This window comes from Nonomuraea rhizosphaerae (genome assembly GCF_019396405.1).
GTDB lineage: Bacteria > Actinomycetota > Actinomycetes > Streptosporangiales > Streptosporangiaceae > Nonomuraea > Nonomuraea rhizosphaerae.
On the sequence record NZ_JAHKRL010000346.1, the window covers coordinates 1 to 13,340 of the forward strand.

Genomic DNA, 13,340 nt, shown 5'->3' on the forward strand with positions numbered 1-13,340 from the left:
GAGGACCGGATCGGACAACGCCGAGCCCGGCGCCGGTCCGAGGACCGGACCGGTCGGCGTCGCGATCGTCGGCGCGGGCGTGATCAGCGCCCAGTACCTGCGCCACCTGTCCACCTTCCCCGACGTCAACGTGCTGGGGATCGCCGACCTGGACACCGCCAGGGCGGCGACCGTCGCCCGCGAGTACGGGGTGCCGGTGTCGGGCGACGTGGACACCGTCCTGGCGCTGCCCGAGGTGGAGATCGTCGTCAACCTGACGATCCCGGCCGCGCACGCCGCCGTGGCGCTGGCGGCGCTGCGCGCAGGCAAGCACGTGTACGGGGAGAAGCCGCTGGCCCTGGACATGGACGAGGCGGCCAAGGTCACGGCCGAGGCCGCGAACCTGGGCCTGCTCATCGGCAACGCCCCGGACACCTTCCTCGGCGCGGGGCTGCAGTCGGCGGCCAGGGCGGTGGCCTCCGGGCTGATCGGCACCCCGGTCGCGGTCGCGGCGGCCCTGCAGAACGGCGGCCCGGAGTCGTGGCACCCGAACCCGGAGTTCCTGTTCCAGCGCGGCGCGGGCCCGCTGTTCGACCTGGGCCCGTACTACCTGACCGCGCTGGTGGCGCTGCTCGGCCCGGCGGGGCGGGTGGCCGCCAGCGTGCGGCGGGCCCGTGACCGGCGGGTGATCGGCTCGGGCCCGAAGGCGGGCACGACGTTCGCGGTGGAGGTTCCGACGCACGTCAACGCGCTGATCGACTTCGTGGGCAGCGCGTCGGCGACGACGACGTTCAGCTTCGACTCGCCGATCGGGCGGCGGATGATCGAGATCATCGGCACCGAGGGGGCGTTGTCGCTGCCCGACCCCAACACGTTCGAGGGGCCGCTGCTGGCGCGCGGGCTCGATGACGCCGACTGGCGGGACGTGCCCGTCACGGGGACCACGGCGGGGCGCGGGCTGGGCGTCCTCGACATGGCCCGGGCCCTGCGCGCCGGGACCCCGCACCGGGCCTCCGGCGCGCTCGCCCTGCACGTCCTGGAGATCATGACCGCGATCAGCGACGCGGGCGAGGACGGCGAGTGCCGCCGCCTGCGCACCACGTCGCCCACCCCCGAACCGCTGGCCGAGGACTGGGCCCCGCACGCCGCCACCTTGTGATCAAAGGCGGGCGAACCAGCGGACCAGGGCGGCGGTGGCCGCCTGCTGCGAGCCCAGGTGCCGCGAGCCGCCGTACTCGGGCGTCCCGAGGTCGATCAGGGGCGCCTCGGCCCCGGCGGCGCGCAGCTGGGCGTGGCAGGCGCGGCTGTTGCCGGTCACGGCCTGCTCGTCCCCCTTGGCCATGTAGAGCCGGATCGGGGCCTTGGGCTTCCAGGCGCACACGGCGTCCGTGAGGCGCAGGGCCTCGGCCAGGCCGCCCGTGGGGTGCTCCAGGGCCTTGACGGCGCGCGGGGTGAGCAGCTTCCTCACGGTGCCCGGGGTGCCCTTGACCACCTCGATGCCGGGATGCGAGCCGTCGAGCAGCTTCTCCACGCGCTTGTCGTAGGGCGAGCGGAAGACCTCGCCCGGCTTGTCGTACAGGTGGTGCGTCCGGTTGAACGCGACGAACAGCAGCGCGCTGTAGATCACCCCGGCCTTGGCGTCCGTCCCGCCGTTGAGCAGGGCGGGGATCTCCTGCTTCCGGAACGCGTACGCGCCGCTCACCGGCGCGACCGCGCCCAGCCGGAAGGCGGGGTCGGCGCCCTCCTGCAGCGCCTTGGCCAGTCCCAGCGCCGCCGAGGCGCCCTGCGAGAACCCGGTCACCAGCACGTCGCGCTCCAGCTCCCTGCCCTTCTGCGCGGCGAACGCGCGGGCGGCGCGGAGCATGTCCAGGGAGGCGGTGGTCTCGGAGGGAATGTCCATCCACGGGTGCTTGCCGGGCCCCTTGCCCATGCCCAGGTAGTCGGGCGCGACGGCGGCCATCCCGGCGGACGCGTACGTCAGCGCCGGGGCCCTGCCCCACACGCCCTCGGCGGTGGAGGGCGCGTCGTTCCGGTACAACTCGGTGCCGTGCGCGAACGACACGGTCCGCAGCCGCCGGTCCCCGTTGCGCGGCAGCGCCACCAGGCCGGTGGCGGTCGTCCGCCGCCCGGAGGCGTCCACGGTCCGGTAGGTCAACCGGTACGTGTCCACCCCGTAGCGGACCGCGCGGGTGTCCCACGCGCCGCCGGGATCACTCTTGAGCGTGGCGCCCACCTGCCCCGCCGACTGCGTCGTCAGCCGCTCGGCCGACACCAGGTGGCCACGGTCCGACGAGGCGGATGAAGCGGCCGAGGCGGGCAGCGCGCCCACCGTCACCACAGCCGCCGCAAGCCCCGCCACCAGTGCTTTCCTGTTGTTTGTCATGATCCGAGACTAGAAATCGCGGCACGGCCCGGCCATCCCGCCGTCCGCCCACCCGTGGTGGGGTGTTCCCTACCGCAGCACGTACGCGTTCGTGCTGGCGCGCCCGCCGTTCACCACCGTCAGGTACAGCCACGGCCGCCCCGGATCCAGGTCGCCGGGCGGCGCGAACGGCACCCAGGCCGCCCGCCCCCGGGGCACGCCCACGGTCCTGACCCGGCCGCCGGTCTGCGCGTAGGCGATCCTGACCGTCCCGCCCTCCAGGTTGCGCCCGTCGACGACGAGCCCGTCACCCTGCCTGTACGCGTGGAGCACCAGCGGGTCGTCCCAGGAGGCGTGCAGGTCGTCGCTGAGCGACGGCGTCATCCAGCTCTGCTGGCAGGTGAAGAACGGGTCCCAGCCGTAGGTGATCACCTTGGTGACGTACGGGCCGACGGCCATGACCTGCGAGTCGAGCCGCTTCTTGGTGGTGCGCCCGCGCAGCGGCTGCGGGTCGGACCGCCCGCACTCGCCGGCCACCGGGGAGGGCTCGAACGACTCGGTGTTCGCCCACAGCTCCACTCCAGGCTGGGGCACGGCGGCGGCGGCCGCGAAGTACTCGCGGGTGGCGCCGTGGTACGCCTGCCGGTTCGTGACGTTCCCGACCACGGGCGCCAGCCTGGGATCAACAGGGGCGTCCACCGCTTCGGGGCCGTGGACGGGCAGCTTGCCGGTCCCCCGCCCGTCCTGGACGGCGATCGCCATCGGCAGCCCCTGCCGCGTGCCCGCGATGGCGGCGAACCCCTCGGCGACCAGCGCGGGCGGGTACCCGGTGGTCCTGCGGGCGTCGAAATAGGGGCTGACCAGGATCTTCTTCCCCGGCAGCACCCGCGCCGCCACGGCGTGCTGCGCCTTGTAGAGGGAGAGGACCGGATCCACCCGGGGCCGCCGCTTCACCGCCAGCTCGAACGACTGGTACACCCCCGCGAAGGACGCCCCGAACCGCGTCCGGTAGTCGGTCAGCACCCGCTCGGTCAGCGCCGTCACCGCGCCCAGGTGCGCCAGGTCCGGCAGCCACGGCCGCTTCACGTCCTGCGGCGCGGCGGGCAGCCCGGGGAACACCTTCATCCCGTACGCCGCCGCCTCCGCCACCATGTTCCCCACGCCGTCACCGTCGCTGGAGACCAGCACGAGATCGTACGGCCCCCGCGCGCAGGAGCGCCCCAGCAGCAGCCGGTAGTAGGTGCGCCCGCGGCTCTCGATCTTCTTGTCCAGCCCGGGACAGCGCAGGATCCCGTCGCCGAACAGCTCGCCGACCACGTAGCCGTACACCCGGCGGATCTCCGGCACCGCCGCGCGGGCGGCCTGGTAACACGTCCTCCCGCCGTCGAGGCACCCGGTGAAGAAGGGGTCGGGGCCGCCCTCGCTCACCAGCCGTCCCCGCCCGTCGACCGTGGCGGGCGCGAGCCGCGGCCCGAACGTCACCAGCGTGTCGCCGCCGACGTCGTGGACCGCCTCCACCACCCGCCGCGTGACGCAGGGGTCGGAGCGGGGCACGACCCAGTACCCGGTGATCGCGTACGGGGCGGAGACGCGGGTGTCCCGCTCGGGGCACGCCTCGGCGCGCAGCACCGTGGAGACGGCGACGACCGTGCCGAACAACGTCACCACGGCCGCGACCGCCCGCAGGATCCACCCGGGCGCCAACTGACCTCCTCACGCGAGCGGTCAGAAGCGCTCATACCCCGTCAGGTCACCTCGACGCACATTCAATCATCGGCGGCATCGCGGAACGGGCACGTGAACGTGTGCATGCCCGCCCCCACCTCCTCCTCCGCGCCGGAGGGCAGCGCGACCTCGGCCGTCACCCCGGCCGGCACCGACACCGTCACCGTGAGATTGCCGCCCGACCGGGACCAGGCCACCGCCGCGGGGCCGTACGGCGTCTCGTGCTCGGCCGACGCGTGCGTCAGCCCGGCGCCGGGGCGCGGGGCGACGCGGACGCGCCGGTAGCCGGGCGCGGCGGGCGCGAGCCCGGCCAGCGTGCCGTGCAGGAAGTCGGCGACCGCGCCCAGCGCGTAGTGGTTGAACGAGGTCATCTCGCCGGGGTTGACCGAGCCGTCGGGCAGCAGGCTGTCCCAGCGCTCCCAGATCGTGGTCGCGCCCATCGTCACCGGGTACAGCCACGACGGGCACTCGCGCTGGGCCAGCAGCCGGTAGGCCGTGTCGTACTCGCCGGCCGAGGCCAGCGACGACAGGACCAGCGGGGTGCCGACGAAGCCGGTGCCGATGCGGTGGTCGTCCTGCTCCACCAGCTCCGCCAGCCGCCTGCCGGCGCGGGCGCACTGCGCGGGCGTCTCGTGCAGGCCGAGGTGCAGGGCCAGCGCGTACGCGGTCTGCGTGTCGCTGACCAGGCGGCCCGACGGCGAGACGTATTCGCGGCGGAAGGCGGCGCGCACCTCGGCGGCCAGCTCGCCGTACTTCTTGGCGTCGTCGGCCCGGCCCAGCAGCTCGGCGGTGTCGGCCACGAGCTGGGCGGTCCAGGCGTGGTAGGCGGTGGCGATGAGGGCGGCGTCGGTGCGGGCCTTGCCGGGCCGGTCCGGCGGCGCGGCCGGGTCGAGCCAGTCGCCGAACTGGAAGCCCTCGTCCCACAGGTGGTCGTCCCCGGCCAGGCCGGCGACGTGGTCGACCCACGCCTTCATGCTGTCGTACTGGGTCTGCAGGACCCCGAGGTCGCCGTAGCGCTCGTACAGGACCCAGGGAACGATGACCGCGGCGTCGCCCCACGCGGCGGTGGCGACGGCGCCGTGCCGCAGGTCCACCCACGGCACGTAGAACGGGACCATGCCCGTTTCGTCCTGGTCCGCGGCGAGGTCGCGCAGCCAGGAGCCGAGCGTGCCCGCGCAGTCGTACAGGAAGGCCGCCGTGGGGGTGAAGACCTGGATGTCGCCGGTCCAGCCGAGGCGCTCGTCGCGCTGCGGGCAGTCGGTCGGCAGGTCCACGAAGTTGCCGCGCATGCTCCACACCACGTTGTCGTGCAGGCGCTGGAGCTGCGGGTCCGAGCAGGTGAACCAGCCCGTGCGGCGCATGTCGGTGTGGCAGACGACCGCCCGCACGCTGTCCGGCCCCAGCTCGCCGGGCCAGTCGATCACCTCGGCGTAGCGGAAGCCGTGCATGGTGAAGCGCGGCTCCCACTCCTCCACGCCGTCGCCGCTCAGCGTGTACGTGTCCTCGGCGGCGGCGTTGCGGAGCGGGCGGCGGGCCAGGGCGCCGTTCTCCAGGACCTCGGCGTGGCGGAAGGTGATCGTGTGCCCGGCCGGCCCCTCGACCTGGACGCGCAGGCGGCCGGACATGTTCTGGCCGAAGTCGAGGATCGTCTCGCCCGACGGCCCGGTGACCACCTCGACGGGCCGCAGCGTCTCGATCCGCCGCACGGGCGGGCCGGTGGGGGCGACGAGCAGCGACGGGTCGTGCTCCAGGACGTCGGCGGGCAGCCAGCCGGAGGCGTCGAACCCGGGCGAGGACCAGCCGGCGGGCAGCAGGCGCGCGTCGTACTTCTCGCCGTCGTACAGGCTCGCGGCGGTGACCGGGCCGGCGGCGCAGCGCCAGGAGTCGCCGGTGGTGACCACGTCGGTGGAGCCGTCGGCGTAGACGATCTCCAGCTGGGCGATGAGCGCGGTGCGCTCGCCGTACGTCTCGACGCGGCCCTCGCCGAAGCCGAGGCGGCCGCGGTACCAGCCGTCGGCGAGCGTCGCGCCGACGGCGTTGTCCCCCTCGGCGAGCAGCGCGGTGACGTCGTGGGTGCGGTAGCGCAGCCGCCGGCCGTAGCTGGACCAGCCGGGCGCGAGCACGTCGTCGCCGACGACCTGGCCGTTGATCTCCACCTCGTACAGGCCGTGCGCGCTCACGTACAGGCGGGCCCGCTCGACCGGGCCGCGCACCGCGAAGTCCCGCCTGAGCAGGGTCGCCGGTCCGTCCGGCGGGCCGAGGAGCTCGGCCGGCGGCGCGGCGGCGCGCGCCTGCCAGTCGGACGGATCCAGCAGCCCGGCCTCGACCGGCGTCCACGCGCTCCACTCGCCGGGCGCGCCGTCCTGACCGCGTACGCGCACCCGTACGTCCCTGCGCTCCCGTGAGCGGAGGGCGTCGCCGGGCCACGGCACCAGCACCGACTCCGAGCGTCCCGAGTCCGAGGCCGTCGTCCCGTCGGCGGAGCGGACCTCCACGTCGTAGCCGTGCTGGCGCCGGTCGGCGTCGCCGGCGCGGACGGTCCAGGACAGGCGCGGCCTGGCCTCGCCGATTCCGATCGGCTCGCGGTGGTGCTCGAAACGCAGGTCGATGGTCATGCGGCTCCTCTGGGCGAGCGGTTCTGGCGAGCGGTCAGCCCTTGATCGCGCCGGCGGTCATCCCGGCCACGATCTTGCGGTTGAAGAAGACGAAGGCCAGCAGCGGCGGGATCGTGATGAGCACGATGTCCATGAACAGCAGGTTCCACTGGGTGCTGTACTGGCTCTGGAAGTTGTAGAGGGTGAGCTGGACGGTGGCGTTCTCGTCACCGGGCAGGAAGTAGAGCGGGTTGACGAAGTCGTTGAACACGGCGACGGACGTGGTCAGGACGACGGTGATCGTCACGGGCCGCAGCAACGGGAAGATCACCTGGAAGAACAGCCGGAACCCGGTGCACCCGTCGATCATGGCCGCCTCGTCGAGCTCCCGCGGCACCGCAGCCACAAAAGCACGAAAAAGCAGGACGCTGTACGACATGTGGAAGGCGACCTCGACCAGGATGAGCCCCGGCAGCGTCTTGAACAGCCCGAGCCCCTGCAGCACCCAGATGGTCGGCACGATCGCCGGCGGGATGATCAGCCCGGTCAGCACCAGGAAGTTGACCGTCGTCCCCATCCGCCCCTTGCGCCGCTGGAGCACGAACCCGGCCATGGAGCAGAACACGACGAGCAGCGCCACCGCCCCGACCGTGAGGACCGTGCTGTTGACGAAGGCCCGCAGCAGCACGTAGTCGCGGGCCTCGATGACGGCGACGAAGTTCTCCACGATCGGCCAGCTCGCCGGCCAGGCGAAGTCCAGCTCGGCCGACTGCAGCTCGTCCTTGACCGCCGTGAGCACCATGAACGAGAACGGCACGATGAAGACGACCACGGCCACGACGAACGCGGCGACCTCGGCGCCGGACCTGCGCAGCGCCCTCATGCGGGCACCTCCCTGGCGCTGAGGAAGCGGGTGAGCGGCACCACGAGCGCCGTGACCACGATGAACAGGATCACGTTGCCGGCGGTGGACAGGCCGAAGAACCCGGCCTGGTACTGCTTGTAGATGATCGAGGCGATGACGTCACTGGTGAAGCCGGGTCCGCCGCGGGTCATCGTCCAGATGAGGTCGAAGGAGCGCAGGCCGCCGATGAACGACAGGATGATCACCGAGTTGGTGGCCGGCCAGCTCAGCGGCAGCGTCACGTACCGGAAGCGGTGCCAGGCCCCGCCGCCGTCCACGGCGACGGCCTGGTAGTAGTCGCGCGGGATCGACATCATGCCGGCGATGTAGATGACGGTGGCCAGGCCCACGCCCTTCCAGACGTCGACGATCGCCACCGACAGCAGCGCGGTGTTGGCGTCGCCGAGCCAGTCGGGGCCGGAGACGCCGACCAGGGCCAGTGCCTTGTTGACCAGGCCGGTGTCCGGCTTGAGCAGCACGCTGAACGTGATGCCGACCGCGACGGTGCTGACCAGCACCGGGAAGAACACCACGGAGCGCAGGAAGCCGCGCAGCTTCAGCCGCGAGGTGAGCAGGACGCCGAGCGCCATCCCCAGCACGACCTTCAGGCCGCTGGTGCTCACCGCGTAGATCAGCGTGTTCTGGAAGCCGATCCGCAGGTTCTGCTCGGCGAAGAAGTCGGTGAAGTTCTCCAGCCCCACGAAGGTGCTGTCGAACAGGGTCCACCTGGTCATCGAGAAGTAGAACGCCATGATCGTCGGGACCAGGAAGACGACCGTGTAGATGATGCCCGCGGGCAGGTAGAACACGTAGGGGTAGGGGTTGCCCCTCCCCTTGCGCCGGGGCGTCCGCCGCCCGGCCGCGGCGGTGCGCGGCTCGGGCGGCGTGGCCGTGCTCGGCCTCGACGAGGTCACCACCCCGCGAGCCCCAGCTGCTTGGCCTGCTTCTCCACGTCCTTGTCGTACTGGGCCGCCCCTTCGGCCGCCGTGGTCAGGCCGGAGCCGACCGCGACGGTGATCTGCTCAAGGGAGGGGCCCTTGACCGGGGAGACGAACTCCAGCGCGGGCGCGGACTCGTTCTTGTCGATGTATCCCTGGAGGTCCTTGGCGACCTGGATCGCGTCGTCCGGGAGCTGGTAGCCCTTGATCCGGAACGGCCCCGACGGCGGCGTGCCCTTGGCCCAGGCGGCGGCGCCCTCCGGGGAGGCGATGAAGGCCAGGAACGTCTTGGCGGCCGCGACGTTCTTGGTCGTCTTGGCGATGTAGGCGCCGCCGGGCTCCCAGACCGTGGCGCCGTTCTTCGCCGCGTCGTCCCCGGGCACGCCGAAGTAGCCGATGTCGGTGGTGACCTGCGGGAACTTGTCGACGAAGCCGGGCAGCGAGGCGGTCAGCAGCGGGTAGTGCACGCCCGTGCCCTCGGCCAGCAGCTTGATCCCGGCGTCCAGGTTGGCCGAGCCGAAGCCCTTGTTGAGGTAGCCCTTGGCGTGCACCTCCTCCAGCCGCTTGAAGCCGGTCAGCGCGGCGGGGGTGGTGGCGTACTTGGCCTTGTTGGCGGTGTAGTCCTGCGCGAAGCCCGGCACGGCGGCCTGGACGTTGAAGAAGTCGGCCAGCACGAAGAGCTGCGAGGTCCAGGTGTCCTTGAAGGTGGAGATCACCGGGGTGATCCCGGCGGCCTTGATCTTGTCGTTGTTGGCGGTGAACTCGGCCCAGCTCTTGGGCACCTGAAGGCCGAGCTTCTCGTAGACCTTGCGGTTGTAGAGGATGCCGCCGCCGGTCGCGGTGCCCGCGGGGACGCCGTAGACCTTGCCGCCCTGGGTGACCACCGGCAGGAACGACTCCTGGACGTTCTTCAGCACCGGGTCGCCGGTGAGGTCGACCATGGTCTGGGCCGGGTTCAGGGCCTGGAGCAGGGAGCCGGAGTTGTACCAGAAGACGTCGCTCATCTCACCGGTGGACAGCCGGGTCTTGACGATGTTGTCACCCTCACCGCCCGGCGGACGGGTCTCGGTCTGGATCTTGATCTTGGGATTGGCCGCCTGGAAGGCCTCCACCACGGACTTGGCCGCGTTGACCGTCGACTCGTTGTTGTCGATGAGCAGGGCGAGGGTGGCGCTGCCGTCGGCGGCGGGCTCGCTGGGCGAGCCGCACGCCGTGAGGGCGAGAAGCGGAAGGGCGGCGAAGAAGGCCACCCCGAGCCTGTGACGCGTGGTCTTCATAACACCCCTTGGGGGTCGAAGCTTAAATCGTTTCAATAGCCCCGTTAGGGCGTTAACATAGGCTTTACCGGAGAACGCGTCAAGCCTCTCCTGCGGTAACGAAACGGAAACGTATCAGCGCGCTGGGGGCCTCCCGCGCACCGAGGTCGGCGAATATCCATTCCTCAGCAAAACGATTCAAGTCTTCAGGAACGATCACCCCGGCCATATTCTGGACATCCGACCCCTTCTGCCGTCCGAGGAGCTTCCATGCACGTCGTCGTCACCGGTGCCCATGGAAAGGTCGGACGTGCCACCACCCGCGCCCTCATGGAGGCGGGCCACGAGGTGACCGCCGTGGACGTCACCCGCCCGGTCTGGGAGCGGCCCGACCCCGGCACGCCCCGCTACCAGCAGGCCGACCTGACCGACGCCGGGGCCGCGTACGCCGTGGCGCGCGGCGCGGACGTGATCGTGCACGCCGCCGCCATCCCCGACCCGCTCTCCAACCCGCCGCACGTGGTGTTCCAGAACAACCTGATGGCCACGTTCAACATGCTCGAAGCGGCGATCAGGCTCGGCGCGACCCGGTTTGTGAACATCTCCAGCGAGACCGTGCCCGGCTACTTCTTCCCCGAGCGCCCGTTCCTGCCCGACTACGCGCCGGTGGACGAGGAGCACCCGGCCCGGCCGCAGGACCCGTACGCGCTGTCCAAGCACTTCGGCGAGCAGCTCATGGACGCGGCGGTACGCCGGTCGGACATCCGGTGCATCTCGCTGCGGCCGAGCTGGGTGCAGTGGGAGGGCAACTACGAGCGCAACCTCGGCCCGCAGATCCGCGACCCGCACGAGATCGGGGCGGGGCTGTGGAGCTACATCGACGTCTACGACCTGGCGGACGCCATCGTGCTGGCCGCCGAGTCGGACCTGCCGGGGCACGAGGTGTTCTACATCGCCTCGCCGGACAACGCGGGCGGCCACGACTTCGCGGCCCGGCTGCGCGAGCACTACGGCGAGGCGATCCCACTGCGGCCGCTGTCCCGGCCGGACGCGTCGGGGATCTCCTGCGCCAAGGCGGCGCGGCTGCTCGGCTGGACGCCCAAGCGGTCGTGGCGCGACTACCTGGACGCGGACGGCCACGCCCTCCCCCGCTGACCCACCGTGCCGCTGCTCAGACCAGGGTGATCCGGACCGCGTCCGCGATCACGTAGCCCGTCCCGGTCGTCCACCGGCTGACGCCGACCACGTTGTACGTGCCGGCCTGGAGGGTGAACGTGCCGAGGCTGCGCCAGGCGCCGCCGCCCGTCCGCTGGTCCACCGTGACGCTCTGGTTGCCGCTCGACGTCGTCACGATGTACGGCGTCGCGCTGTTGTAGCCGGCGTTGGCGGCGTACCAGACCTCCACGCGGTAGCTGCCCGCGCTGGGGACGGCGGCGCGGTACCAGGCGGGGTCGCTGGCCGCGACCGGGTCGGCGAAGCGGTAGTCGGCGCCGTAGAGCTGGGGCGAGAAGGCGGAGGTGCCCCAGGCGGACGAGGCGGTGAAGCCGGCGTCGGTGTTGTCGACGACGACGCTGAAGCCCTGCGACGACCCCGTCACGACCTTGCCCGCGCTCGGGGCGCTCTCCTGGTGGGTCCGGTTCAGGGCGGTGAGGTAATAGGTGTAGGTGCCCGAGCCCGCCGTGGTGTCGGTGAAGGACTTCTGGCGGGTCGTGGTGAGCAGGTTGCGGGCGTCGGCGTGGGCGCACGGATCGGCGGCGGGGGCGGAGCCGTCCACCCGGTAGACCGCGTACGCCGTGCCCGAGCCGGTCCAGGTGACCGCCACCCCGCCGGAGCCCCTGGCGGCGGCGGTCACCACCGGCACGGCGGGCGCGGCGCTGCCGCCACGGACGGGCGGCAGGGCGGGCCGGGAGTAGTGGGCGGACACGAGCGCGGCCATCGCGCCGATCCGGTTCGCCCTGACGTCCTTGGCGCTGAAGTAGACGTCGCCGGCGATCTGCGGGTGCTTCCTGTTGTCGTACAGGTGGTCGCTCAGCTCGGCCGGGTCCTGCCAGGCGGCGTCCTGGCCGCTCGCGCCGGCGCGGTAGGCGGCCTGGCCGATGACGAGCTGGACGCCGGTGCCCTGGGCGACGCCCGACCACCAGGCGGTCAGCTTGGCGTAGTCGGCGGTGGCGAAGCCGATGTGCCAGTAGATCTGTGGCGCCAGGTAGTCGACCCAGCCCTGCTTGACCCAGAGCCGGGTGTCGGCGTAGATCGCGTCGTACGACTGCAGGCCCGAGGTGGCCGAGCCGAGCGGGTCGGTGCTCACGTTGCGCCAGATGCCGAACGGGCTGATGCCGAAGGACACCCAGGACTTGGCGGCGTGGACGCGCTGGTCCAGCTCGCGTACCAGCAGGTTGACGTTCTCCCGCCGCCAGTCGGCGATGTCGGGGAAGCCGCCGCCGTACTGGGCGTAGGCGGCCGAGTCGGGGATGGCCTGGCCGCTGACGGGATAGGGGTAGAAGTAGTCGTCGAGGTGCACGCCGTCGATGTCGTACCTGGTGACGGCGTCCATGATCGCGTCCTCGATGAAGGCGCGCACCTCGGGGATGCCCGGGTTGTAGTAGAGCTTGCCGCCGTAGGCGAAACGCCAGCCCGGGTGCTGCCGCGCCGGGTGACTGGCCACGAGCTCGCTCGGGTCGTCGTCGTTGGAGACCCGGTACGGGTTGAACCAGGCGTGCAGCTCCAGGTCGCGGGCGTGGGCCTCGGCGACCATGAAGGCCAGCGGGTCGTAGCCCGGGCTGGCGCCCTGGGTGCCGGTCAGCCATTGTGACCACGGCTCGTACGGCGACGGCCAGAACGCGTCGGCCGTCGGCCTGACCTGCACCATCACCGCGTTCATGCGCTTGGACACAGCCAGGTCCAGCCATGATCTGAACTCCGCCTGCTGGGCGGACACGCTCAGCCCCGTACGGCTCGGCCAGTCGATGTTGGCGACCGACGAGACCCACATCGCCCGTAACTGCCGCTTGGGGGTGGCGGGGTCCACGGCGCAGGCGGCGGCGCCGGCGGCGGCGGGTGCGGAGACCAGGGCGAGGACAGCGACGGTGAGCGTGGCCAGGACGATGCGCAGGGGGTGCGTGGTCACGAAAAGAAGTTTCAGCGTTGATCGCTATGAGCGCAATAGTCTTCAGGGGCCCAACTTTGCCGCCGAACTCGACAGCTCGTCAGGCGGGCGAAAAGTTTCTTCCAACTCGCCAGTAATGTCAATTATCGACATCTGTCATGGACCCGTTTAGTGTGCAGCGGACGCCTCATCTCGAGTATCGAGGGAGCTCCCATGTCACTCTCCCCCCGCCGATTAACAGCTCTCGCCGCCTCGTTCCTGCTGGTCACCGTCGTTCCAGCCGCCCCTCCGGCGCACGCCGCCCCGGAGGCGCCGCTGGCGCAGGCGTTCGACCAGGCCGCCGCCGCCCAAGGGGTGCCCCGCGACCTGCTGGTCGCCCTCGGCTACGCCGAGACGCACCTCGACGGCCACCGCGGCGAACCCAGCGCCAGCGGCGGGTACGGCGGGATGCACCTGGTCAGCAACCCGTCCCACCACCC

9 protein-coding genes and 1 pseudogene are annotated in these 13,340 nt (G+C 71.8%); 3 read left to right on the forward strand and 7 right to left on the reverse strand.

The features are described from left to right. The first annotated feature begins 79 nt into the window (after positions 1-79). Positions 80-1,138 (forward strand): Gfo/Idh/MocA family protein, encoded by a 1,059-nt coding sequence (locus KME77_RS17370; RefSeq protein WP_372451188.1) that lies wholly within the window; start codon positions 80-82, stop codon positions 1,136-1,138. On the opposite strand, the gene KME77_RS17375 is transcribed toward KME77_RS17370, so the two are convergent. The 6 genes from KME77_RS17375 to KME77_RS17400 form a co-directional block, all read right to left on the reverse strand. Beyond that, positions 1,139-2,362, reverse strand: coding sequence for an alpha/beta hydrolase family protein (locus KME77_RS17375; RefSeq protein WP_219468520.1), 1,224 nt, complete (start codon positions 2,360-2,362; stop codon positions 1,139-1,141). A gap of 69 nt (positions 2,363-2,431) precedes the next feature. Beyond that, positions 2,432-4,045: a DUF4434 domain-containing protein gene (locus KME77_RS17380; RefSeq protein ID WP_219468524.1), complete on the reverse strand. Its 1,614-nt coding sequence runs from the start codon at positions 4,043-4,045 to the stop codon at positions 2,432-2,434. A gap of 62 nt (positions 4,046-4,107) precedes the next feature. Further along, positions 4,108-6,681: a family 78 glycoside hydrolase catalytic domain gene (locus tag KME77_RS17385; protein ID WP_219468529.1), complete on the reverse strand. Its 2,574-nt coding sequence runs from the start codon at positions 6,679-6,681 to the stop codon at positions 4,108-4,110. Between the two features lie 34 nt (positions 6,682-6,715). Next, positions 6,716-7,543 carry a carbohydrate ABC transporter permease gene (locus KME77_RS17390; protein WP_219468531.1) on the reverse strand — a complete coding sequence of 276 codons (828 nt, stop codon included), beginning with the start codon at positions 7,541-7,543 and terminating at the stop codon, positions 6,716-6,718. Next, complete coding sequence (locus tag KME77_RS17395; RefSeq protein WP_219468533.1) at positions 7,540-8,481, reverse strand: carbohydrate ABC transporter permease; 942 nt, start codon at positions 8,479-8,481, stop codon at positions 7,540-7,542. Before KME77_RS17395 ends, KME77_RS17390 begins: the two co-directional genes overlap by 4 nt. Then, positions 8,475-9,779, reverse strand: a complete 1,305-nt coding sequence (locus tag KME77_RS17400; protein ID WP_219468536.1) for an ABC transporter substrate-binding protein — start codon at positions 9,777-9,779, stop codon at positions 8,475-8,477. Before KME77_RS17400 ends, KME77_RS17395 begins: the two co-directional genes overlap by 7 nt. A gap of 249 nt (positions 9,780-10,028) precedes the next feature. On the opposite strand from KME77_RS17400, the gene KME77_RS17405 reads away from it, so the two are divergent. Continuing rightward, entirely contained in the window at positions 10,029-10,913 is an 885-nt protein-coding gene (locus KME77_RS17405; RefSeq protein WP_219468539.1) for an NAD-dependent epimerase/dehydratase family protein, read from the forward strand. 16 nt (positions 10,914-10,929) lie between these two features. On the opposite strand, the gene KME77_RS17410 is transcribed toward KME77_RS17405, so the two are convergent. Continuing rightward, positions 10,930-12,882, reverse strand: coding sequence for a family 10 glycosylhydrolase (locus KME77_RS17410; RefSeq protein WP_308250741.1), 1,953 nt, complete (start codon positions 12,880-12,882; stop codon positions 10,930-10,932). 192 nt (positions 12,883-13,074) lie between these two features. Between KME77_RS17410 and KME77_RS17415 the strand changes: the two are divergent. Further along, a pseudogene (locus tag KME77_RS17415) lies at positions 13,075-13,340 on the forward strand (hypothetical protein); the annotation flags it as partial.